The sequence below is a fragment of the Betaproteobacteria bacterium genome, assembly GCA_009377585.1.
Lineage (GTDB): Bacteria > Pseudomonadota > Gammaproteobacteria > Burkholderiales > WYBJ01 > WYBJ01.
The window spans coordinates 59,809-83,136 of sequence record WHTS01000016.1 but is presented as its reverse complement, the minus strand read 5'-3'; the positions used below and the strand labels follow the sequence as shown (position 1 = coordinate 83,136).

General features: G+C 64.3%; 20 protein-coding genes and 1 pseudogene. 13 read left to right on the top strand and 8 right to left on the bottom strand.

The window, feature by feature from the left end; all coding sequences use genetic code 11:
• Nucleotides 1–26 precede the first annotated feature (26 nt).
• The 3 genes from GEV05_08145 to GEV05_08135 form a co-directional block, all read right to left on the bottom strand.
• The gene (locus GEV05_08145) at nt 27–1,136 is read right to left on the bottom strand and encodes an alcohol dehydrogenase catalytic domain-containing protein (protein ID MPZ43355.1); all 1,110 of its coding nucleotides are present in this window, start codon (nt 1,134–1,136) and stop codon (nt 27–29) included.
• A gap of 148 nt (nt 1,137–1,284) precedes the next feature.
• Nucleotides 1,285–2,568: a Rieske 2Fe-2S domain-containing protein gene (locus GEV05_08140; protein ID MPZ43354.1), complete on the bottom strand. Its 1,284-nt coding sequence runs from the start codon at nt 2,566–2,568 to the stop codon at nt 1,285–1,287.
• Between the two features lie 95 nt (nt 2,569–2,663).
• Nucleotides 2,664–3,353 (bottom strand): hypothetical protein, encoded by a 690-nt coding sequence (locus GEV05_08135; GenBank protein ID MPZ43353.1) that lies wholly within the window; start codon nt 3,351–3,353, stop codon nt 2,664–2,666.
• Between the two features lie 822 nt (nt 3,354–4,175).
• Here GEV05_08135 and GEV05_08130 point away from each other — a divergent pair.
• The 3 genes and pseudogenes from GEV05_08130 to GEV05_08120 all read left to right on the top strand — a co-directional run bounded on the left by GEV05_08130 (nt 4,176) and on the right by GEV05_08120 (nt 6,109).
• Nucleotides 4,176–4,262: pseudogene (locus GEV05_08130) on the top strand (PEPxxWA-CTERM sorting domain-containing protein).
• Between the two features lie 81 nt (nt 4,263–4,343).
• On the top strand, nt 4,344–5,048 hold the full coding sequence (locus tag GEV05_08125) for a hypothetical protein (protein ID MPZ43352.1): 705 nt from the start codon (nt 4,344–4,346) through the stop codon (nt 5,046–5,048).
• Nucleotides 5,006–6,109, top strand: a complete 1,104-nt coding sequence (locus GEV05_08120; GenBank protein MPZ43351.1) for a hypothetical protein — start codon at nt 5,006–5,008, stop codon at nt 6,107–6,109. Before GEV05_08125 ends, GEV05_08120 begins: the two co-directional genes overlap by 43 nt.
• A gap of 362 nt (nt 6,110–6,471) precedes the next feature.
• Here GEV05_08120 and GEV05_08115 read toward each other — a convergent pair whose 3' ends face one another.
• From GEV05_08115 to GEV05_08105, 3 genes are all read right to left on the bottom strand, one after another.
• The gene (locus tag GEV05_08115; GenBank protein ID MPZ43350.1) at nt 6,472–7,749 is read right to left on the bottom strand and encodes a tripartite tricarboxylate transporter substrate binding protein; all 1,278 of its coding nucleotides are present in this window, start codon (nt 7,747–7,749) and stop codon (nt 6,472–6,474) included.
• Entirely contained in the window at nt 7,623–9,401 is a 1,779-nt protein-coding gene (locus GEV05_08110; GenBank protein MPZ43349.1) for a SidA/IucD/PvdA family monooxygenase, read from the bottom strand. The genes GEV05_08115 and GEV05_08110 overlap by 127 nt, the downstream gene beginning before the upstream one ends.
• A 76-nt stretch (nt 9,402–9,477) precedes the next feature.
• Complete coding sequence (locus GEV05_08105; protein MPZ43348.1) at nt 9,478–10,461, bottom strand: tripartite tricarboxylate transporter substrate binding protein; 984 nt, start codon at nt 10,459–10,461, stop codon at nt 9,478–9,480.
• Between the two features lie 525 nt (nt 10,462–10,986).
• Between GEV05_08105 and GEV05_08100 the strand changes: the two genes are divergently transcribed.
• From GEV05_08100 to GEV05_08085, 4 genes are all read left to right on the top strand, one after another.
• A complete protein-coding gene (locus tag GEV05_08100; GenBank protein ID MPZ43347.1) occupies nt 10,987–11,526 on the top strand; it encodes a hypothetical protein in 540 nt (179 codons plus the stop codon).
• Nucleotides 11,523–12,191, top strand: a complete 669-nt coding sequence (locus GEV05_08095) for a hypothetical protein (GenBank protein MPZ43346.1) — start codon at nt 11,523–11,525, stop codon at nt 12,189–12,191. Before GEV05_08100 ends, GEV05_08095 begins: the two co-directional genes overlap by 4 nt.
• A gap of 491 nt (nt 12,192–12,682) precedes the next feature.
• Nucleotides 12,683–13,660: a D-2-hydroxyacid dehydrogenase family protein gene (locus tag GEV05_08090; protein MPZ43345.1), complete on the top strand. Its 978-nt coding sequence runs from the start codon at nt 12,683–12,685 to the stop codon at nt 13,658–13,660.
• A gap of 162 nt (nt 13,661–13,822) precedes the next feature.
• Nucleotides 13,823–15,214: a 2-methylcitrate dehydratase gene (locus GEV05_08085; GenBank protein MPZ43344.1), complete on the top strand. Its 1,392-nt coding sequence runs from the start codon at nt 13,823–13,825 to the stop codon at nt 15,212–15,214.
• Between the two features lie 177 nt (nt 15,215–15,391).
• Here GEV05_08085 and GEV05_08080 read toward each other — a convergent pair whose 3' ends face one another.
• Both GEV05_08080 and GEV05_08075 read right to left on the bottom strand, forming a co-directional pair.
• Complete coding sequence (locus GEV05_08080) at nt 15,392–15,961, bottom strand: hypothetical protein (protein ID MPZ43343.1); 570 nt, start codon at nt 15,959–15,961, stop codon at nt 15,392–15,394.
• A 118-nt stretch (nt 15,962–16,079) separates the two neighbouring features.
• Complete coding sequence (locus tag GEV05_08075; protein ID MPZ43342.1) at nt 16,080–17,135, bottom strand: tripartite tricarboxylate transporter substrate binding protein; 1,056 nt, start codon at nt 17,133–17,135, stop codon at nt 16,080–16,082.
• Between the two features lie 398 nt (nt 17,136–17,533).
• Here GEV05_08075 and GEV05_08070 point away from each other — a divergent pair, with 398 nt between their 5' ends.
• The 6 genes from GEV05_08070 to acnA all read left to right on the top strand — a co-directional run bounded on the left by GEV05_08070 (nt 17,534) and on the right by acnA (nt 23,316).
• Complete coding sequence (locus GEV05_08070) at nt 17,534–17,680, top strand: hypothetical protein (protein MPZ43341.1); 147 nt, start codon at nt 17,534–17,536, stop codon at nt 17,678–17,680.
• Nucleotides 17,677–18,852, top strand: a complete 1,176-nt coding sequence (locus GEV05_08065) for a hypothetical protein (protein MPZ43340.1) — start codon at nt 17,677–17,679, stop codon at nt 18,850–18,852. The genes GEV05_08070 and GEV05_08065 overlap by 4 nt, the downstream gene beginning before the upstream one ends.
• 165 nt (nt 18,853–19,017) lie before the next feature.
• Entirely contained in the window at nt 19,018–19,404 is a 387-nt protein-coding gene (locus GEV05_08060) for a 4-carboxymuconolactone decarboxylase (GenBank protein ID MPZ43339.1), read from the top strand.
• An 80-nt stretch (nt 19,405–19,484) separates the two neighbouring features.
• Nucleotides 19,485–20,015 carry a phosphonopyruvate decarboxylase gene (locus GEV05_08055; protein ID MPZ43338.1) on the top strand — a complete coding sequence of 177 codons (531 nt, stop codon included), beginning with the start codon at nt 19,485–19,487 and terminating at the stop codon, nt 20,013–20,015.
• 8 nt (nt 20,016–20,023) lie between these two features.
• Entirely contained in the window at nt 20,024–20,623 is a 600-nt protein-coding gene (locus tag GEV05_08050; GenBank protein ID MPZ43337.1) for an aldehyde dehydrogenase, read from the top strand.
• Between the two features lie 11 nt (nt 20,624–20,634).
• Nucleotides 20,635–23,316 carry an aconitate hydratase AcnA gene (gene acnA / locus GEV05_08045; protein ID MPZ43336.1) on the top strand — a complete coding sequence of 894 codons (2,682 nt, stop codon included), beginning with the start codon at nt 20,635–20,637 and terminating at the stop codon, nt 23,314–23,316.
• Nucleotides 23,317–23,328 lie beyond the last annotated feature (12 nt).

Sequence of the window (23,328 nt, the reverse complement as noted above, 5' to 3'; positions counted from 1 at the left end):
GCCTGCGGCAGCCGAGACGGCCATCGTCACGCCCAGGGCAGCAGCGATGCGTGAATCACGTCCGGCACGCCTTGGCCGCCCACGGAGCGGATCGCCAGATCCACGTCCTTCAATCCGAAGCGATGGGTCGTCACCTTTTCGAGCGGAAAACGTTTCGACGCGAGTTGCTGCAAGGCGAGCTCGCAGGCCTGGTAGCTGTGGCCGCGGGCGCTCTTGATGGTGACGAACTTGACCGTGATTCTCTCCAGCGGGAAATCCGGAAAGGTCTTCATCTCCCCCTGCACCACGATCGTTCCGCCCTTGCGCTTGAGCGCGTCGATGCCGAGCAGGATGGGCGTGGTTCCCGCGCCCGCGGTGCAGTCGAGCACGACATCGACGCCGCGGCCGGCCGTGATCTCCATGATGCGGGCAGCCGCATCCTCGCGCCCGACGTCGATCGTGTAATCGGCCCCGAGCGCCTTTGCAACCTCGAGCCGGGTGCCGTCCCGGGATGTCCCGGTGACGATGACGAGCGAGGCACCTGCCTGCTTGCAGACTACGGTCTGCGACAGGCCCTGCTGGCCCGGCCCTTGAATCAGGACGCTGCTGTTGTAGCCCACACCGCCATCGAACAGCGACCACTCGACGCCGTTGGCCATCGGCGTCACCAGCCCGGCCAGTTCCGGCGTCACGCCGCTCGGCACATGGTGCACGACCGCGTTCCAGGGCAGGTAGACGTATTGAGCGAATCCGCCCCACAAGTGCGGCGCTCTCTGCGCCGAAGTGTAGCCGTAGCGGATGCCATCGGGATTGGAGCGCCAGTCGGTGTTGTCGCAATGGCGGTACTGGCCGAGGTGGCACCATTCGCATCGGCCGCACATCACGTAATGTTCGACGAATACTAGGTCGCCTTCCTTCACGCCCTTGCGGCGGACGAATTCGCGCCCGGCCTTGGCAATGATGCCGATGTTCTCGTGGCCCATGATCACGGGCGCGTCCGATGGCGGGTGCCGATAGAGCTTCACGTCGGTGCCGCAGATCCCGGCCACTTCCATCTTGAGGAGCGCGCTGTCCTCGGCGATGTCGGGCATCGGGTAGTCGCGAAACTCGGTCCGGCCCGGACCTGTCCTCACTGCCGCTTCCACACGTTCGGCCATGGTGTTCGCCAGTTATTGACGCAAGCTCGCTAGTGTCCTGAGTCAGAGGTTCGTCACCCCCGCGAACGCGGGGGTCCAGGCAGGGTCTCGTTCTGGATTCCCGCTTGCGCGGGAATGACAAATTGCGACAAATTTACGATTCACCATACTAGACTGTGATCGGGTCGGTATCGAGCGGCGCGAACAGGCCGTGGCGCGCATGCTCGTTGAAGTGCCGGTCGCGCGGCAGCTCGATCGCGCACGAGCGCACGTGCTGCTCGGCCGGGGCGAGACCGGGCAGCGGCTTGCCCTCGCGATTGGCTTGCGCCGCCGCCAACAGCAGTCGCCGCGTCATGACGATGCCACGGTCGGTCGGGCACAGGTTCTCGCGCGTACGATCCTGGATCGGTCCCATCGATTCCTGTACCGAGGCGTCCTGCATCGCGATCCCTTCGACCCCGGAGTAGGTGACGCCGGCCTTCTGCGCGGCCCGGTCCATGAGGTAGTCGTTGCCGCTGTTCTGCAGCGGAACGAAGGTTCCCGGCACGTAGCGGCAGTGGATGCCCTTGCCGTCCTTCATGGCCTGCAGCTCGGCTTCGTTCAACGCGCGGCGCGGATGGTAGTTGATGCTCCAGGCCCAGCAGTGCTGGTCGTCGATCGGCACCCAGGCGTGCGCGCCCAGCGGATGCCCCGCTCGCGGCGGGATGATCGTATACCAGGGCATGATGAAGGGCGTGATGCGCCAGTAGTAACAGTCGTTGTCCGCATTGCGCCGCGCGCCGATCAGCAAGCCGCCGGGAAATTCTGCGACCTCGAACTGCGGCATGAGGTCATGTTCGTTGTAGCGATTGCCGCGGCTGCCCGAAAGCAGGGGATCGCTCCTGAGCGCGCCGGCATGCAGAAAGCTCACGTGCGAAGAGTCGATGCCACCTTCGAGCGCTTGCAGATAGTTCGACTCCTGCAAGCGCTTCGAGGCGTAGCGCCGCTCGGCCGGCACGCGCACCCATTCGAGCTCGGGGAGCGCCGGCTGCAGGTGCGGCGGCCCCATGTAGGTCCAGACGACACCGCCGGCTTCGATGCATGGATAAGATTTGAGCCGGATGCGCCGGCACATGGGGCTGTCGGCTCCTTCCGACGGCAGATCGACGCATTGCCCGGTGATGTCGTATTTCCAACCGTGATAGGGGCAGCGCAGGCCGTTTTCCTCGTTGCGGCCGAACCACAGCGACACGCCGCGATGCGCGCAGAACTCGTCGAGGAGGCCCAGGCGCCCCTGGCTGTCGCGAAAGGCGATCAGGCGCTCGCCGAGCAGTTTCACCCGCAGCGGCGGGCAGTCGGGCTCGGGCAGCTCCCAGGCCTGCAGGGCCGGTATCCAGTAGCGCCGGAAAAGGTCGCCCATCGGCGTGCCGGCATCGGTGCGGGTAAGGGCGTCGTTCTGTTCCTGGGAGATCATGGTTCGGGTCCTGGGCACCTGCTCGAGAAGATCTATTCCGGATGCATCCTCGCCTGTACGGCTGAGCCCACGTCGCGTAACGGCATGCGACGAGCTCAGACGACCTTGGTGAAATCGCCTTGCGGAATCTCCGGCCGCGGCGGTTCGGACGCCGAAATATCCATCGGCACGCCGCCGCCGAAGGTGGACTTCGTGTATTCGAGTCCTTCCTTCTCGGTGGCGAAGGTATTGCAGAAGAGCTCCATCTCGATCCCGTCGGGATCCAGGAAGTAGACGCTGCGGGTCATGCCGTGATCGACGATGTGGTCGATGGTGGCTTTGGCTGCCAGCAGCCGCCGGTGCGCGGCCTGCAGCATCGGGTAATCGTCCACCCGGAAGGCGAAGTGATTGAGGCCGATCGCACCTTTTTCGGCCGGCCGCGCGCCCTCCGGCGCCTGGAACAGGGCGAGGTTATGGTGGACGATGCCGCAGGTCAGGAACGCCGCGCTGCGATCGGGCCGAAACCGGGAGACCTGGAACCCCACTACGTCGCGATAGAACTTGGTGGAGCGTTCGACATCGGTCACGTTCAGTACGACATGGCCGATTTCCCTGGGCATGATGCTCATTCCGGCACCCCCTTTCGACGACCTGTTCGCCTGCGGCAAACGACGACCTGTTCGCCTGCGCGACGACCTGTTCGCCTGCGGCAAAGCATAGTCAATCCTTGCGTTCTTGACCAGCTTGGCGCAAGCGGGTTCGCTGCAACCGCGGTGGCCGGGGTTGTCAAGCAGACTTCGCCGCATCTGCCGTCATTACGACGACCGCGATGCCGCTCTGAAACACGCAGGAAACAAACCGGCTACAAAACGTATGCGCACGTTCGCCCATTCCCGGAAATAATCCGACCAACCATCCCGATTTCGGGTGGCTCGCCAAGCACCAGCCCACGGGAGTCGAGGCTGGCACGAATCGCCCGTGCGGAAATAGTTGCTAACGCCCGGTCGTTTCGCGGCCCATGATCCAGCATAGCTTGGTTGCTTGGCTTTTCGACGGAGGAGGTGCCCATGAAGCCGGTGATTCGAACGACCTTGGCAAGTGTCGGGCTGTTTGCGATGACGAGCGGTGCGGGATATGCAGGGGTAACGATCGACATGACGGACAACGGGTCCGATGTCGTCGTCACGGCATCCGGGACGTTGAACCTTTCCGACCTGACCGATTCCATAGGGAGCTTCCTCCCGAGCGGGCCCGGGATGATCGATTTTGGCGGGGACCTCGGTACCAGTCAGGCGTTGGTGCTGGGCAATCCGATAGGTGCATTCACGCTGCTGTCGGGTCCCACGTTCTCCAGTTTGCCGTACCCGTTCTTCGGCGCTGAGCGGTCGGGGCAAACGCAGCTGTTCTTCTCCACCGCGGCCGGAGACATCCTCTCGCTTGGATACAGTCAATCCAACGATCGCGTGGGAATCGGAGTCTCGAGCACTTACGTAAGCGGCGCGGCCCTGTCGTCATCCGGCACGTTCGCCGGATTGGAGTTGAGTCGCCTGGGCGTTGCCGCGGGTGACTCGTTCTCCTGGCAGTGGGGAAGCGGCGCAACCGCCGATTCGCTCACCATCAACGTGACGGCGGTGCCCGAGCCGTCCGCGTATGCGCTCATGCTCGCAGGCCTCGGTGCGGTCGGTTTCGCCGCGCGCCGGCGCAGGCGAGCATAGGAGCGCGGCCGGCGCGAGCTACCCGGCCGCCAGCAAGGGCGCGGCCGGCTTCTTCTTGCGGAAGGAATCGATCCGCCGACGGTGCACGTCGGCGGCGTCGTGCTGCGCCCTGGGCGGCGTTCGCGATCCAGTAACGATAGCTTCCCCCTTGCCGGCTTCACGCCGGTCGCGATGATCGGCAAGCTGCCCTATACGCTCATCGTGGCGAAGTCGATGCCGGCCACGAACATCAAGGAACTGGTCGCGCTGCTCAAGTCGAATCGCGGCCAGTACAACGCGGGCAGCGGCGGTCCCACCGGCACCAGTTTCTTTCTCCTGGAAGAGTTCAAGAAGGCCGCCGGGGTCGACATCCAGATGGTGGCGTACAAGGGGACGACGGCGGGTGTGGTCGATCTACTGGGTGGGCGCATCCAGTTGATATTCGCGCCGATGGTGACGAGTCTGCCGCACTACCGCGCAGGGAAGATCCAGGTGCAGGGCGTCACCGGTTCGAGGCACTCGGCTCTCATGCCGGAAGTGCCCACGTTCACCGAGTCCGGTTATCCGATGCTCGACATCCCGACCTGGTTTGCGGTGGTGGGGCCAGCGGGCCTGCCCGGCGACGCGGTGAAGGTTCTGAGCGAGGGCGTGAGAAAGGCCTTGGCATCGAAAGACGTCATCGACGCCTTGACCAAGCAGGGCGTCGAGCCGGGCTTCGCAACGCCGGCGGAAACGAAGGCGTTCCTGGAAGCGGATTCCGCGCAATGGGGGAAGCGAATCAAGTCGGCGGGCATCAAACCGCAGTAACATCGGGCGAGCATCCCTCGCTCGCCGGCACCTTCCGATGTCCGGCCCGCCGTCCCGGCCTGCAGGAACCAGATGCGCAAGCTGTCGGGCCGGTTTTCCACGGCGGTGTGAGTGCGCGTATCATCGCCCGAGAGCGTTGCAGCCTTAAGTCCACAATCCGGATCGCCGTCGAGGAGAACGCCATGAGCGCCGTGATGCCAGCAGCCGCCCGGACCATGCAGATCACCAAGGTGAAGGAGCACATCGGCGCCATCGTCACCGGCGTCGACCTGGCGCAGCCCGTCGACGCGGCAACCCGCAAGAAGCTGTACGACGCCGTGGTCGAGAACGTCGTCATGGTCATACGCGGACAAGCGCACCTTACGCCCGCACAGCTGCAGGCCGCCGCCGAGATGTTCGGCGAGCTGATGGAGGACCAGAACCGGCGCTACCTCGTGGACGGCTTTCCGTTGATCAGCGTGCTCGACAACTTCCACCAGGACAGTCAGGGCAAACCAGCCAAGGTCGGCAACAACGCCACCTGGCATACCGATCACACCAATCAGGAGATGCCGCCCAAGTTCACCATGCTCTACGCGGTGGCGGTGCCCGACAAGGGCGGTGCGACCTCAGTGTGCAATTCGCGCGCGGCCTACGAAGCGCTCCCGGAGGATCTGAAGCAGAAGATCACCGGCATGAAGACGGAGAACACGCTCATCAGCAGCGCGCGCTTCAAGATCGCCAATCCCGACATCCTGCGCGATCAGCTGGAGTCCGGCAAGCCGCCGACGATCCAGCCGCTGGTGCGCACGCACCCGGAAACCGGCACGAAGGCAGTGTGGTTCCACAAGAGCAAGACGGAAAAGATCATCGGCATGACGCCGGAGCAAACGCAGGACTTCCTGCAGGAGCTCACCGACCGGGTCACCCAGCCACAATTCTGCTATGCGCACGAGTACCAGAAAGGCGATCTGCTGATCATCGACGATCGCCAGTCGCTGCACAAAGCCGGGTTCGACTTCGATCACAGCCAGCAGCGCAGGCTCTATCGCATGCTGGTGCGCGGCGATCGGCCTTACTAGCCGCAACCACACCACCCCGTCCGCTGCGAGCCGCAACCATACCGCCCCGTCGGCTGCGCCGACACCCCTCCTCGTGAGCAGTATTAGCCCGCAGGCGGGCAGGCGCGGTTAAGAAACCTGGTTGGGTTTCTTGAGAGAGGAGGGGACGTTTTTCATTCCCCTCCTATTCAAGGAGGGGCTGGACGCGACGATGTCGCGGACGGGGTGGTCTTGTGCGATCGAGAACCATACCCCTTGCAGGGCGCGCATCGGCATGCAGGCCGATGCCGTTCGCCCGGCGCGGACCACGGTCCGCGAATTCCCGGCCTCACCCCCGGCGCTTCGCGCCACCCCTCCTCATCCGAGGAGGGAAAGCTTCGCAACTACAGCTTGGGAATCTTTGCGTCCTTGATCACCTGCGCCCAGTGCGCAATCTGGCTGCGAATGAACTGATCGAATTCAGCGCGGGTGGTCGGAGTGGGCGGCATGCCCAGCTCGGTGAGGCGCTGCGCAAACTCGGGGATACGCATGACCTTGTGCAAATCGGCATTCACCTTGTCGAGGATCGCCGCGGGCGTGTCGGCCGGCGCGCACACCCCGTACCAGGAGTTGACCACGAAGTCGGACACGCCCGATTCCTGCATGGTCGGCACGTCCGGCAACAGGGCTTGACGTTCGGCGCTCGAGACTGCAAGGGCGCGCAGGCGTCCTTGCTTGATGTGCGGAACGACGAACGGCGCGTTCGTGATGTTGATCGGGATCTGGCCGGCGATGACGTCGCCGGTGGCCTGGGCGGAGTTCTTGTAATTGATGTTCACGATGTCGAGCTTCATGCGCAGCTTGAACCATTCCATGGTCAGCTGCGGCGAGGTGCCGACGGTGCTGGAGGCGTAACTCAGCTTGCCCGGGTTGTCCCGGGCGAAGGCCACCAGCTGCTTGATCGACTTGAACGGGGTCGAAGGGTGCACGAGGATGACATTGGTCGGCTGGCCGATGCGCGAGATCGGAGCGAAATCCTCGTGCCGGTACGGAATATTCTTGATCATCGACAGCGAGATCGCATTCGGCGCGATATTGCAATGAAGCAGCGTGTAGCCGTCTGCCGGCGCCTTCGCGACGTACGCCGCGCCGATCGAACCGGAAGCGCCCACCCGGTTGTCGACGATGACCTGCTGGTGCCACAGGCGCGTCAATCGGTCCGTGAGCAGACGTCCGACGATGTCGTTGCCGCTGCCCGCAGCGAATGGGATGACGTAACGGACAGCCTTGCTGGGATAATTTTGTGCATACGAAGCGGCCGGGCACATCCAGACCACGGCCGCAATTGATAACGCCAACCCCCGACTTGCTCCGATTACACCGCGCATCATGCACTCCTCCTCTAAGGCACTGCAACGACGGACAACGATGGCTATATCGTACGGGTGAGTGTACTCCCTTGGGTTCCGGATTGTGGGCGCCGCCGCCAAGGGCTTCGCCCGTCCGGACAAGTGAAATTCATTTTCCGCCATGCCCGGTTGGGCCCCAAACCGGCTCAGCGCTTGGGAAGAATTCCTGCCTCGATCGCCTTGATCTGCACGGCGACGTAACGCGAATACGTCCGGCAGTTGGCGAAGCTGCCACCCACGAACCAGAGGCCCTCCTGAGGGGTGCGCTTCCACATATTGTTCATCTCGCCGTCGGGGCCGAAACCCCAGACCGGTCCGACTTTCCTCGTCATCTGCTCGCCGAGGATCGTCGCCATGACCACTTCCTGGCGCACGAAGCCGGTCGCCAGCACGATGAGATCCGCCGGCGCGACTGCACCGTTCTTGAGTAGCGCACCGGTTTCGACGAAGCGCTCGATCTCTTCGTACTGCAGCAGGCCGATCTTGCCGTCGATGATGAGCTGCGAGCAGCCGGCGTCGAGGTAGTAGCCGCCGTAGCGCGTGCGCACCATCCATTGGTGCCCGGCCCCGTCCTCGCCGGTGGTGAATTTGAAGCCGCGCGCGATCAACGCCTCGTTCGTTTTCCTGTCGTTCTCCAGCATGCGCGCGGTGAGAACCTGAAGATTCTTCTTGACGACTGGCTTCGTGTTGGTAGCGGCCAGGAGGTCGCCATCTTCGATCGGGACGCCGTTGTAGATGCCGTAGGTCAGCTTCGCAGAGGGGTCGATGCTCACCACCATCGTAGGTCCGCGCTGGACGAGGGTGGTTTTGCAACCGTTGGCGTGCAGATCCTGCGCGACGTCGTGACCGCTCGTCCCCGTGCCTATCACCAGCGCCTTCTTGTCTCGCCACTGCGCGCCGTTGGTGAATTGCGTGGTATGCATCACGTCGTTCTTGAAGTCCTTCAGACCCGGCAGATCCGGAACGTGCGGCGAACCGACCAGGCCATTCGCGAAGACCAGGTGGCGGGGATGCAGCATGCGCTCGGAACCTTCGCCGCAACGCACGACCGCGTCCCAGCGCCCCGCTTCCTGATCGTAAGCGGCTCTGACCAGCTCGGTACTGGTCCAAAAATTGAGCTCCATAGCCCACGCGTAGGCCTCGAACCAATCGGCCACCATGTCCTTCGGCAGGTAGGTCGGCCACGAGGGCGGGAACGGCATGTAGGGCAGATGGTTGTTTTGCGTATCGTTGTGCAGAGCGAGCGAGTGGTAGCGGGTGCGCCAGCAGTCGCCAACGCGCGGCAGGCGGTCCACGACGAGCGTCTCGACGCCGATGCGCCCCAGCCTTGCGGCGAGCGACAGCCCCGCTTGTCCGCCACCCACAATCAGCACTACCGGCTCGCGATCCGGATACGCCTGGGCGGCAATACGCTGCTCTTTCCAGTTCGTGCCGCCGAAATTGCGTGAGAACGCTTCGCCGGTGGGCCGGCGCTTGCCGATCTTCTCCTCGAATCCCTTCAGCTCATGCAAGCCGGTCATCAACTGGAAGGCTCTCGAAGGATCTTCGGCCAACAGCCGGACCACGCCGAAGCCGCGGCCGACCTCGGTTTCGAACTGGAAGATGGCCTCGATGACGTCGACCCCGGCTCTTTGCACGCGGCGCGGCGGTGTGCGTCCCTCTGCGATCGCGAATCCGCGCGCCTGGGCCGATGTCTGCTGTGCCACCATCGACGCGGCAATGGCTGCGGCGCCCTCGCGCGGCGTGATCGACCAGGTGAAGGCGAGGAGGTCGCGCCAATGGCCGTCGGACGCGAACAGCGATGCAATCGATGCCCGGTCGTTGCTGCACAGCGCGGCGTCGAGCTGCTCGAGCCATCGCTCGACCAGCTCTTTCTCGGAGCGGGCGACGGTGCTGTCGAAAACTACGGGATTTACTGCGTCCATCGATTATTCCTCGTGCATCGGTTGCGGCGGTCGCGACCTCGGCGCCCTTGACTGCGAATACTTGCGGGAAGACCGCTCAGCCGAGCTTCAGATCCAGGCGCCGGATCAGATCGCCCCATTTCTTGCGCTCGGCTGCGAGCCAGCTCCTGAATTGCTCCGGCGTGCCGCCATCCAGGTAGGTCGCCCGGTTCGCCATTTCCTTCTCGTAAGCCGGGTCCGACAGCACCTTGTTGATGTCGCGGTTCAACACCGCGACGATATCCGTGGGTGTCGCGGCCGGCACGAGAATCCCGTAGCCGAGCACCGATTCGTAGCCCTTCAGGAACTCGCTCATCGTGGGGATGTCAGGTGCCACGGGCAGGCGGTTCCTGCTCGTCACCGCAATTCCGCGCAGCTTGCCTGTCTTCATCGACATCATGCCGGGATAGGCCGAGTTGAACTGCAGGTGGATCTCGCCGCCCATCAGGGCCGCGGTGGCGAGCGCGCCGCCTTTGAACGGCACGTGCACGAGCGCGATATCGGCCATGTACTGGAACAGTTCGGCGCTGAGATGCTGCGTGGTCCCGGGGCCACCGGAGCCGAAGTTGAGCGTATTCGGCTTGTCCTTGGCGAGCTTGATGAGTTCGGGCACTGAGTTGAAGCTCGCGGATGTGCTGACCATCAGCATGAGCGCGGTTTCTCCCAGCTTCGTGACCGGCGCGAAGTCCTTGTCGGGATCGTAGGGAAGCGTCTTGTAGAGCTCGGGGTTGATCGCGAGTATGGGGTGGGTGGCAAAGAAGATCGTGTAGCCGTCCGGCGTGGACTTCGCAACGTGCGCTGCGCCGACGCCGCCGCCCGCGCCGCCCATGTTTTGGACCACCACCGAACGATTCCAGATCTTGCTCAAGGCGTTCGCCAGCGTGCGCGCATGCAGGTCACTGCCGCCTCCGGGGGAAAAGGGTACGACCATGCGCACGTTGCGTGTTGGATAGCTTTGCGCCATTGCGTTTGCGGCCATCGCTGCGACAGCCAGGCCGAGTACCGCTCGCGCACAATGAGCAATGAGGTGACGCTGCAACATCGTTACCGACTCCTCTATTGGATTGCAGTATGCTTCCTGCGCGACAGGGTGGCAGTGCTGCAGGCGGCGAAACGAGCGTGGCGTTTGCGCCGTTTTCGTGCGGCGTTTCTTGTCGCGAAGAGGGCTACGCCCGCAGTGCGCGCTTGGCAGCACTTCGAAGGCTAACACAGGCTCGTACGAGCATAGCGTGATCGAGCCGCTGCGCTTTATAGGGACCACGCAGTGGACGCGCCATGACGTTTTGGCCAAAACGAGGAAACCCCGGCTTTGCCTGGCTTTGCCGGGGGGACGATTACTGATCTCGCATCTGCATGGCGAAGTGTTTCCTCACGCGTCCGTTGGACTTGCGTTCGCATGGCAGATGATTTGAGCCCGGCAGCGATGCCGTGGCGTCCAGCGAGCTTCTCGTGCTGGGTATCGTCGTGAGCTGATGCGCAGCGCTTTCTTTGGCGCGACCCGTGGGAAACTTGACAACGGGCCGGTTGCGGCATTATTTTCGTGTTTCGCGAAACGCGAAAGTCGTTCATGATCATGCCCGCACGCGCCGATCGACAGCTCGTTCTCAAGCCTCAGGACCTGTACGTCCTGTTGGCGTTGGCCGCCTCCCGCGATCAGGGCACGACTTATCCCGAGCTGTCGGGATTCGCGGGCTTGTCGATGTCGGAAGTGCACGCAGCTTTCAAGCGGGCGGTGACCGCACGCCTACTGTTCTTCGAGGAAAAGCGCCCGAGAATTCTCCTGCCGGCCTTCAAGGAGTTTCTGTATCACGGCGCGAAGTACGCATTTCCGCCCGTACGTGGCGGCATGGTTGGGGGCGTCCCGACGGCTCATGCGGCCCCGCCGCTCAACGCGCATATCGTGCCGTCGGCGGACCCTGCGCCGGTATGGCCGTCAGCCGAAGGCAGGGTGCGAGGTATCACGCTGGTCCCGTTATATCCGTCCGCGCCCGCAGCGGCGCAGCGCAGTCCGGCGTTTTACGAGCAGCTTGCCTTGTTCGACGCTATCCGCACGGGTAATGCACGCGAGCGCGCGCTCGCACGACAAATGTTCGAGGAGCGCCTGTGATCGCGGGCGATCCCAACATTCAGAACGTCGAAATGGTTGCTGCAGCGCTGGGCGATCTGCGAGACGCGCTGGTCCTGGTCGGTGGGTGCGCCGCAAGCCTCCTGATCGACGCGCCGACCGCGCCGCCGCCGCGCGTGACCTTCGACGTGGACCTAGCCGTCGAGGTTGCGACATTGCGCGAATACCATGCGCTGGAGCGCAAATTCGAGCAACTCGGTTTTGTGCGCGATGTGTCGCCTCAGGCTCCGATCTGCCGTTGGCGTATCCGCGGAATCGAGGTGGATCTGATGCCAAGCGACGAGCGCGTGCTCGGCTTTTCCAACCGCTGGTACCGAGAAGTGGTGGCAACGGCCGGCAGGTTGACCCTGCCAAGCGGTACGACGATCAACCTGATTTCCGCGCCGGCGTTTCTCGCCACCAAGTTTGAAGCATTTCTTACGCGCGGCAATGCCGACATGCCATCCAGCCACGACTTCGAAGACATTATCAACGTAGTAGAAGGACGCCAATCCATCGAAAAGGACATCCGTGTCGCCACGGCTGATGTTCGTGCCTACCTCATCGAACAGTTCGTCCGAATTCAAAGTACGCCGGACTACATGAACGTGCTGCCCGGACTTGTCGTCTACGATGCGCTGCATGCCCAACGCGTCGCTTCGCGGTAGATTCGCCGTCGAATCCAAAGACGCATTTGATCGGATTAGCGAGTTCAAGAGAGAATTGCGCAGTCTTCCGACGAAACGCCACGCTCGAATACGGGCAATGGCACGTAACAGCTCACGCGGTTGCGCGACTGGTCGAAAGAAAGCTCAATGTGGATCCTGTGGACGCTATCCGCGATGAGATGAATGAGGCTGTAGTTGGCGGCATAGTGGAATACATCTTTGGTGCGCATCGTTCCGCGGTACCGGTGCCGTATGGCACTGAAGTGAGGACTCCAACCGGACAATTTAGAGTTGACACGGAAATTGACGAAGACGGACGCGTCGGGTTAACCCTTGTTACATGGATTAGGGACGCTGGAGATCATTCGCCTCCTCGATGCAAGTGACACTGAGCGCAAGAATCCGTTGACAATTGCTCTTACAACGCAACGTACCGGTGTGTGACCGAAGCGCTCAGCCGATCCGGTGCAAATCTTCGGAGAAAGGCCCGTATGAAAATCGTAGTGCTCGACGACTATGCCGACATGTTCCGCACGAGCGCGAGCTACCCGCGCTTGCAGGGCCACGAAGTGGTCGTGCATCGCGACACCGCGAAGGATCTCGACCAGCTCGTTGCGCGCCTGGCCGAAGCGGATGTGGTCGTGGCGACGCAGGAGCGCACGCTATTTCCGCGTGCCCTGATCGAGAAGCTGCCGCGGCTGAAGCTCATCGCGCAGACCGGCAGTCATCGACATCATTTCGATCGCGCCGCTTGCAGCGAACGGGGAATCCTCGTCTGCGTCGCGCCGGGGGGCGCCAAGGCCTATTCGACTGCCGAGCTCACATGGGCGCTCATCCTTGCCGCCGCGCGCCATCTGCCTTATGAAGTCGAGCAGATGAAGCGCGGACACTGGAACACGACCGCCGGAACCGAGCTGCGCGGCAAGACCCTGGGCGTGTACGGATTGGGAAAGATCGGTGGCTGGGTGGCCGAGGTGGGACATGCTTTCGGCATGAAAGTCACGGTGTGGGGGAGGGAGGCCTCGAAGCAGCGGGCGCGCGAGACCGGGTACGAGGTGCCGGAGAGCCGCGAAGCGTTTTTCGCCGAGGCGGATGTGCTGACGCTGCACCTTTTCGCCAACGCGCAGACGGAAGGCATCGTGAAGGCGGGGGATCTTGCCGGCATGAAACCAACGTCGCTGTTGGTCAACACCAGCCGCATGCGCCTCATCGAGCCGGGCGCCTTGGTGGCTGCACTGAAGCAGGGACGTCCCGGTTACGCTGCCGTCGACGTCTATGAGGAGGAGCCCGTGCTGGGCGCCGACCATCCGCTGCTGCACCTGCCGAACGCGCTGTGCACGCCGCATCTGGGCTACGCCGTGCGCGAGAAGTACGAGGACTTCTATCGGGTCGCGGCGGACAACATCCTCGCATTCGCGGCCGGCAAGCCGATCAACGTGTTCAACGATGAGGTGCTCGGCCGGCGCTGACGATTTGTCGAGCGTTCCTCGAGTACCTGATACGCTCGATCCCTCACCCCAACCCCTCACCCCAACCCCTCACCCCAACCCCTCTCCCGAAGGGAGAGGGGAGCTTCGAGCGCACAGTGGTTCGTCAGTCATTTTGCGAATGGTCGATAAGAGGAGAGTGTCATGGCGGGACTGACGGAATGCATCGCCCGCTTCGTTGCGGACAGCGGAGCGCAGGATTTTCCGGCGGAAGCTACCGTGAAAGCGAAGAAGGTCATCGCCGACACGTTCGCCTGCATCATCGCGGGCGCCGGCAGCGAAACCGCGCAGCCGCTGCTGCGCTACGTCGAACGAGCCGGGGGCACGGGTGACCGGCCGATCCTCGGCACGCGCGTGCGCACGTCTGCCGAGCTCGCCGCGATGGTCAACGGCACCTTCGGCCACAGCCTCGATTTCGACGACGTGCTGACGATGATGCCGGGACATCCGAGCTCCATCGTGCTGGCCTCGCTGCTCGCGAGCCTCGGGCCCGACAAGTCGAGCGGCCGGCAGTTGATCGAAGCCTACGTGATCGGCATCGAGGTGGGCGCGAAGATCGGCCTCGGCATCACCAACGGCCACTACAACCGCGGCTTTCACGGCACGGGCACGCTGGGAATATTTTCGGCAGCCGCGGCGCTGTCCAAGCATCACCGGCTCGATGCCGAGGCGATCCGAACCGTGCTGGGCATCGCAGCCTCGATGGCCAGCGGCGTGCGCCGCAACTTCGGCACCATGACCAAGCCTTTGCACACGGGCTGGGCTGCTCGCAATGCAGTGGTTGCGGTCGAGCTCGCTCGCTGCGGGTTCACCGCTGCCCCCGATACGTTGGAAGCGAAGTCAGGATTCTTTGCGGCGTACGGCGCCGAGCGCTCCGATCCGAATGTTCCCTGCGACGCGCTGGGGCGCCCGTATGCGATCGTCGACCCGGGCATCGGGCTCAAGCGCTTTCCCTGCTACAACGGCTCGCAGCGGGCCATGCACGGCGTGCTGCAACTCAAGCACAAGCTGGGGCTTACCGCCGACGTTCTCGCGCGCCTGGAGTGCCGCATGCCGCCGGGCGGCATGCAGGTGCTGATCTACCCGCGCCCGAGGACCGGCCTCGAAGGCAAGTTCAGCCTGCCCTACGTGCTTGCGGCCGGCGTGCTCGACGGCGCCTATGGGGTCGGCAGCTTCAGCGACGAGGCGGTCAACCGGCCGGCGGTGCATGCGCTCTACGACAAGATCGACGTCAAGGAGGACGTGCGCTGCGGCGGCTACGACCCGCTGCTCGAGACACGACCCGCCGGCGCGCGCGGATTCGTCGAAGTGGAAGTGAACACGACGGACGGGCGCAGCGAGACCTTGCGCGTCGACGTTGCCCCCGGACATCCGAAGCTCGAGCTCGGTTGGGACGATATCCGACACAAGTTCCTCGACTGCGCCGAGCACGGCGGCGTCGATCCTGCACGCGCCGAGCGCGCGTTCGATGGCCTCACGCGCCTCGAACAATGCGCCGACGTGAATGGGCTGGCGAAGCTGCTGATGCTCGACTAGCGTTCGGCATCGATCAGGCGTTTGTGCGCCGAATACGCTGCCCGTATCCATCCGCGCGGGCCGCCTGACGCAACGCGTCCCGCTGGCGATCAACGACGCCATGCTGGCCGCTGCGCTCCGCCGCAGGCTCTCCCATGCTGGAACCGGTGAGGGGGAAGCCGCTTCCGCGAGCCGGGCTCAGGGTGCGACGGTCCCTTCTCTCTGCGGTGACTTGCCCTCGAGCTCCTCGTCGATGCTGCCGTAGCGCGAATAGGGGTTGGATACCGACTTGCGATATTCCTCGGCAGGCACGTTGCAATAGACCTCGAGCATGTTGCCGTCGGGATCGTTGAAATAGACGCTCTTCGATATGCCGTGGAAGACCGTATGGCAGATCTTCACGTCCTTTTCCTTGAACGTCCTGTAGGCGTCCTGAAGCTCGGCGAAGCTCCCCAGCTCGAACGATACGTGCTCCATGCCGATCTGGTCCGGAGTCGGCATGTTGGCGCTTTCCTTACCCGGAATCAGCGCGAGCATGTGGTGGTTGTCCTTCACGTCGGTGCTGAAGAACACCATTCCGCGGTCGTTCTGCGCGACCACGGGGAATCCCAGTACGTCCTGAAAAAATCGCTTCGAGCGTTCGATGTCCTTCACGCGCAAGACGAGGTGCCCGACTCTTCTGATCTTGAATGCCATGGGTGCCTCCAATCGGTTCATCCAGAGTTGGTCCTCCCGCCCAAGCACGCCGGCGGGTGCAAGCGCGAGCATTGTGTCATACCCGCACGCCAAAAAGGGGATGCACGCGGGGATGCTCGCCGCGCCCGGTTCCGGATCGGGCAGGGCAGCGGGCTGCGGTCGCGACCGGCGCGACCGCAGCAGCGCTCGATCACCTGCGCGGGGAAGCCGAGCGGATGGGCGTATCGGCGCCCAGGCCCAGCGCCTGGATGATCGGCTGCCACTTGGCGAGCTCCGCCCGGATCATTGTGACGGCCCGCTGCGGGCTCGCGTCGTTGCTCGGGTCGACGCCGAGCCTGACCAGTACTTCGGTGAACGTGCGGTCGGCCATGACCTTCCCGATCGCCCCGCTCAGTCTGTCCACCACAGGCTGCGGGGTTTTTCCCGGCGCCAGGACGATGTTGTAGGTGTACGCAATCACCTCCGGAAGACCCAGTTCCGCCGTGGTCGGGATGTCGGGCGCGCCGAGCGAGCGTTCCTCTTTCATGATGGCCAGCGTCCGGATCCGGCCCGAGCGATGATGCGGAAGCGCGGCGCTCAGCGTCGAGCACACGATGTCGATCTGGCCGCCGACAAGATTCTGAACGCTGGGCCCGGATCCCTTGAACGGCACGTGCAGGATCTGCAGGTTGCCCGCCTTCATCTTCAACAACTCGCCGGCGAGATTGTTGATCGAGGCGACGCCCGAAGAGCCGTAGGAATAGTAGCCGGGACGCGCCTTGGCAGCGGCGATCAATTCCTTCAGCGAGCGCGCAGGGACGACCGGATGGACCGAAACCGCGATGGGACCCGTGCCGAGCACCGAGATCGGGGTGAAATCCGCAATAACGTCGTAGGGTACGTTCGACATGACAGTCGGATTGATCGCGTGGGTCGAGCTGGTGGCGATCACCAGGGTATGGCCGTCGGGCTTCGCGCTTGCCGCCTCCGCACTGCCGATCGTGCCGGCCGCGCCGGAGCGGTTTTCGACGATGACCTGCTGGCCGATGACCGAAGTCAGCTTCACGCCAAGATGCCGGCCCACGTTGTCGGTCTGACCGCCCGGCGGGAAAGGTACGATGAGGCGGATGGGGCGATCGGGGAAATTCGACTGCGATTGTGCCGCCGGCGCGGCGAGCAACGTGGCGACGGCGAGGGTGATGGATGCAGCACAACGACCGATGCGATGTTTCGCTTGATGCATAAAACCTCCTCTTGGGGATTGCATTTGAATTCACGGCCGCCTCTTGAAGGGCGCTGTTGTTTCCCGTGGCGATGCCGGCCGGGGTGGTTGTCCGTCGACCTCTTTCGCCGTTACGCGGTGGACCCTCCTTCGACCACGATGTGGACGACCGCATCATGAACCAGATTCGGGCCGGCAACAAGTCCGTATCGAGCACAGCCGGCATCGAGCACGCGAAGGGCAGCTTGCGCGTTTGGTCGGCGACGCGCCCGGCCTGATCGCATCACGTAGCCACTTTCAGAGGAGTACGGCAATGTCGGTTATGATCCGGTGAAGGATTTCGCCACGATCACGGCTGCGATGCAGAATCCGTTGCTGGGCGTGGTGCATCCGTCGCTGAACGTGCATTCGGTGAAGGAGCTGATCGCGTTTAGCGCTCCAACATCGCACCGCAGTATCCGACGGTTGCGGAAAGCGGCCTGCCCGGGTTCGAGGTGATCACCTGGTTCGGGATCCTCACCACGGCCGGAACGCCGAAGGACGTGATCGCGCGCCTGAACCAGGAACTGGTAGTGGAGGGTGAAACGTGAAGATCGAACGCATCGAGATCTTCGTGACCGAGCTGCCGGTGCGGGTGAAGCGCATCTTCTCAAGCGGCAGCTACGACACCGGTCCGCCGCAGCAGCAGCTCGGCAAGCCGGTGTTGGTGAAGGTCTACGCCGGCGGCGTGGTCGGCTTGGGCCAGGTCCGCGCGATTAGCCCGGGACACTTCGTCGCCGATACGACGCACAGCATGGTGGCCGCGATCCAGGAAATCTACGGACCGGCGCTCATCGGCCAGGATCCGTTCGATATCGAAACCATCACGGCGGCGTTCGATGCGCGCCTGGCCGGCAACCCGGCGGCGCGCGCGGCGCTCGATATCGCGCTCTACGATTGCATGGGCAAGGCTGCGCAATTGCCGGTGCACAAGCTGATCGGGGGTTGCTGCCAGCCGCGCATTCCGCTCGAATGGTCGGTCAGCATGGCCGACGACGTCGGCGTGATGGTGGCTGAGGCGCGGCGCGCGGTGGAAGAGTTCGGCATGCGGGTGCTGTGCATCAAGGCGGCGGACCGGCGCGGCTGGCGCCAGGACGTGAAGAACTTCGAAACGGTTCGGCGCGCCGTCGGCGACGACGTGGTGATCGGTGTCGATCCCAATACCGGCTGGAGTCTTGCCGACTCGCTGTGCGCGATCGACGCGCTGCGCGAGCTCGACCTGGGCTACATCGAGCAACCGGTCGCGCGGCGCGACCTGGAGGGCATGGCCGAGATCCGGCGCGCGGCGCGCGGTATCCCGGTCATGGCCGACGAGGGGCTCTTCACGCTGCAGGACGCGTATGCGCTCGCGCGAGCGCGAGCCTGCGACGCCTATTGCATCAAGCTCTACAAGATCGGCGGGCTCACACCGGCACGCAAGATCGCCGCGGTGGCCGAAGCCTGCGAGATTCAGCTGAATTGCGGCGGCCTGGCCGTGCAGTCGCAGCTGGAAGCAGCGGCGGCCGCGCACTTCTATGCGGCAACCCCGCAGCGGCGCATGATGGGCGCCGGCGAGTTCGTGTTCGGTTTGAACACCGTCGGGCCCGATCCGCTGGTGCCGGCCACGGACTTCGTCGTGCGCGATGGCCACGTCGACGTTCCGACCGGTCCTGGGCTCGGCATCGTCGTCGACGAGGCCGCGCTCGAGCGGCATACCCTGCGACGCGAGATCGTGCGCGCGTAGGGGATCGTCGCAAGCGCATCGGGATCGCTCCCGCTGCGAGGGAAGCGACCTGCCGGCGTGGTAGAAGCGATTTCGTACGCACGCGGGAGTTTCAGGAAGTGGCTGGATTCCCGTTTCCACGAGAATGACTCGATTGCAGCATGGATTCCAGGCAAGGAGAACGACATGGCAAGCGAACAGTTCGACAAGGGTCTGGCGGTACGCAAGGAAGTGCTCGGCGCCGAGTACGTCGAGAAGTCGATCAAGGGCGCGGACGAATTTTCCCTGGCGATGCAGGAGCTCGCGACCGAGAATGCCTGGGGCGCAATCTGGACGCGCCCGGGCCTGCCGCGCAAGACACGAAGTCTCCTGAACATCGCCATGCTGACGGTGATGAACCGCCCGCACGAGCTGAAGCTGCACATCCGCAGCTCGTTCGCCAATGGCGTGACCAAGGAGGAGATCAAGGAAGTGTTGCTGCAGGTGGCGGCGTACGCCGGCGTGCCCGCAGGCATCGACGGGTTCCGCCTGGCGCGCGAAGCGTTCGCGGAGATGGAAGCGGCGAAGAAGTGAAAGCGTCATTCCCGTGAATACGGGAATCCAGGACGCAGCAGCGAGCAAGGTACGACGATGACAAATGCTGGAGGTGTGATTTGAGCGAGCAAACGGCCGCGCCGACATGGCCGCGCGGCATCTATGGTTCCCTGGTGGCGCAAAAGGTACGGCAGGTGGCGTATGTGCCCGACGCCGGGCACTCCGAGCTGATCAAGCTGTGTCAGGCCACCGAGCAGATGTCGACCATCTCGCTCACGACCGAGGAAGAAGGCGTCTCGATGCTCGCCGGTGCCTGGCTGGGCGGCGAGCGTGGCGTGCTGCTGATGCAATCCTCCGGTGTCGGCAACTGCATCAATCTCTTCAGCATGGTGCAGGAGTGCCGATTTCCGCTGCTCATGCTCGTGACCATGCGCGGCCAATGGGGCGAATTCAATCCCTGGCAAGTCTGGATGGGCAGCTCGACGCGCACGATCCTCGAACAGTGCGGGGTGGTGTGCTACGACGTCGACGAGCCCGAGCGTGTGGTCGAAACGGTCGCGGCGGCGTCCGATCTCGTCTTCAACGCTTACCGCTGCGCCGCCGTGCTGATCGGCCAGCGCGTGCTCGGCAGCAAGAACTTCCTGAAGTGAGGACGGCCATGGCGACGAAACGCAAAATCGTTCTGCAACGCCGCGAGGTGGTGGCGCGCATCCTGCGCGATCGCGGCGGCGCGTTGGTGGTGCCGGGTCTGGGTGCGCCGACCTGGGATGCGGCGGCCGCCGGCGATCATCCGCTCACCTTCCAGATGTGGGGCGCGATGGGCGGCACGGCGATGATCGCCCTCGGCCTCGCTCTGGCGCAGCCGCAACGCCGGGTGATCGCGCTGCCCGGCGACGGCGACATGCTGATGGGCATCGGCAGCCTCGCCACCATCGGCACGCAGGGGCCGCCCAACCTGGTGGTGGCGGTGATCGACAACGAGCGCTACGGCGAAACCGGCATGCAGGAGACGCACACCGCACGCGGCGTCGACCTGGAAGGCATCGCGCGCGCTTCGGGCTTCGGCCAGACGGCGACCGTCTACACGATGCCGGAGCTGGAAGCGGCCATGCCGCTGTTCTACGAAGCGCAAGGGCCGGTATTCATCGGCATCAAGGTGAGCACGCAGCCGGTGCCCAACGTGCTGCCGCCGCGCGACGGCGCGTGGCTGAAACACCGTTTCCGCCAGGCGCTGCTGGGCGACAAGGCGTTCGAGTAGCGCGCGTCGCGATGGCACCTGGCCTGCGCGCAGCCTGTCGAGAGACGGCCGAGCTGGCCGGAACCGCCGCGACCCTGTATTCGCTTCCGGTACTCGAAAAGACGGTCGGCACGAAGGTATCGCGCATGCCAGTGTCGCTGCGCGTCGTGCTCGAATCGCTGCTGCGCAACTGCGACGGACGCAGCGTGCTCGAAGAGCACGTCATCGACCTGGCGCGTTGGCAGCCCGGCGCGGTCCGCACACGCGAAATTCCGTTCGTGGTCGGGCGTCTCGTGCTCAACTGTGCGGCAGGCATTCCGTTGCTCGGAGATCTCACGGCGCTGCGAGGAGCAATGGCGCGCGCGGGTCGAGATCCGACTGTGGTGGAACCGAGGGTGCCGGTCGACATGGTGATCGACCACAGCCTCATGGTCGACTATCACGGCACGCGCGATGCGCTGGAGCGCAACATGCGGCTCGAGGTGGAGCGCAACGAGGAGCGCTTCCGCTTCGTGAAGTGGGCGACGCAGGCGTATAAAGGCATCCGCCTCATCCCGCCCGGGTTCGGCATCCTGCACCAGGTGAACCTGGAATTTCTCGCGCCGGGCGTGCTTTTGCGTGATGGCACCTGCTACCCGGACAGCCTCGTGGGCACCGATTCGCACACCGGCATGATCGCCGGGCTCGGGACGGTCGGGTGGGGTGTCGGCGGTATCGAGGCCCAGGCGGCGGCACTGGGGCAGCCGATCGTCATGCTCACACCGGACGTGGTCGGCGTGAACGTGTCTGGGTCGCTTGCGTCCGGCGTGACTTCGACCGATCTCGTGCTGCATGTCACGCACTTGCTGCGTCAGGCCAAGGTGGTCGGGAAATTCGTCGAGTTCTTCGGCGAGGGGGTCAAGCGGCTCACCGTTCCCGACCGCGCGACCATCGCCAACATGGCGCCCGAGTACGGCGGCACGATCGGCTACTTTCCAGTCGACGAGGTGACGCTCGCCTATCTGGCTCAGACCGGTCGCGACCCGCAGGCGATTGCGATCGCCGAAGCGTATTTGCGCCGGCAGGGTCTGTTCGGCGCCGCACGTGCGGCCGAGGTGGATTTCAGCCAGGTGCTCGAGCTGGATCTCGCGGCGGTCGTGCCGAGCGTGGCGGGGCCGAAGAGGCCGCAGGATCGCATTGCGTTGAGCGAGCTCAAACAAGCGTTCGCGGACAGCCTGCGCAAGCCGGTCGCCGAAGGCGGCTACGGCAAGGATGCGGACATCGTCCGCTCGCCATCGCCCGCCGCGACTCGTCTTCGCGACGGCGCCGTCGTCATCGCGGCGATCACCTCGTGCACCAATACGTCCAATCCCGGCGTCATGCTCGCGGCCGGCCTGGTAGCGAGGAACGCCGTCGCCCTCGGCTTGAAGACGAAGCCCTGGGTCAAGACCTCGCTCACGCCCGGCTCGGTGGCGGTGAGCAGGTACCTCGATGCGACGGGATTGCAGACCGACCTGGACGCGCTCGGCTTCGCGGTGGCCGGCTACAGTTGCGCAACCTGCTTTGGCAGCTCGGGGCCGATCGACGCCGGCCTGGAGCGCTCCATCGACGAGCAAGATGTCGTGGCGTGCGCAGTGCTTTCCGGCAATCGCAATTTCGAAGCGCGTATTCATCCGGCGGTGCGTGCCGCATTCCTGGCAAGCCCTCCGCTGGTGGTCGCGTTCGCGCTTGCGGGCCGCGCCGACATTGATTTCAGCTGCGAATCCTTGGGTGCAGGGCCCGACGGAGAGCCGGTTTTCCTGCGCGACCTTTGGCCTTCACACGAGGAGCTCGAACGCGTCGCCGCGGCTGCGCGCGATCCCGAGCACTATCGCGCCGTCTACCGCGCGGACTTCGTCGATTCGAATCCACTGTGGCGAGCGATTCCGCAAGCGCAAGGGCCGATCTATCCCTGGGATGCGGCTTCGGGCTACATCAAGGAGCCGCCATTCGTCTCCGCTCCTGACCTGCTCGAGTCGAGCCTGCGCGACCTGAAAGGGCTGCGCGCGCTCGCGATCCTGGGCGATTCGATCACGACCGATCACATCAGTCCGATCGGACACATCAAGACCGATTCGCCGGCGGGCCTTTACCTGCAGTCGCTCGGCGTCGCACCGAAGGATTTCAACAACTACGGCGCGCGGCGCATGAATCACGAGGTGATGGTGCGCGGCGGTTTTGCCAACGTGCGCCTGCGCAACCGCATGGTGCCGGGTATCGAGGGCGGGGTGACGGTGCACTGTCCGAGCGGCGAGCGGATGGCGATCTACGACGCCGCCATGCGCTATGCCGCTGGAGCGGTGCCGCTGATCGTGATCGCGGGCGAGGAGTACGGCACCGGCAGCGCCCGCGACTGGGCAGCGAAGGCGACGCGCCTTCTGGGTGTGCGTGCAATCGTTGCGTCGAGCTTCGAGCGCATTCATCGCAGCAACCTGGTGGGCATGGGGGTGCTGCCTTGCCAGCTGCCGGCCGGTGTCACGGCAGCCAGGCTCGGCTTCGACGGCAATGAGCATTTCGACATCGAGGGGTTGAATCGGGTGACGAATCCGGGTCCGGAGCTCACGCTGCGCATTCATCGGTCGAACGGTGCGATCGATGCGGTGCCCTTGATGCTGCGGCTCGACACGCCGGCCGAGATCGACTATTGCCGGGCCGGCGGGATCATGCCGTATATGCTCGAGCACGTACTGGCATGATCGCCTGGCTTT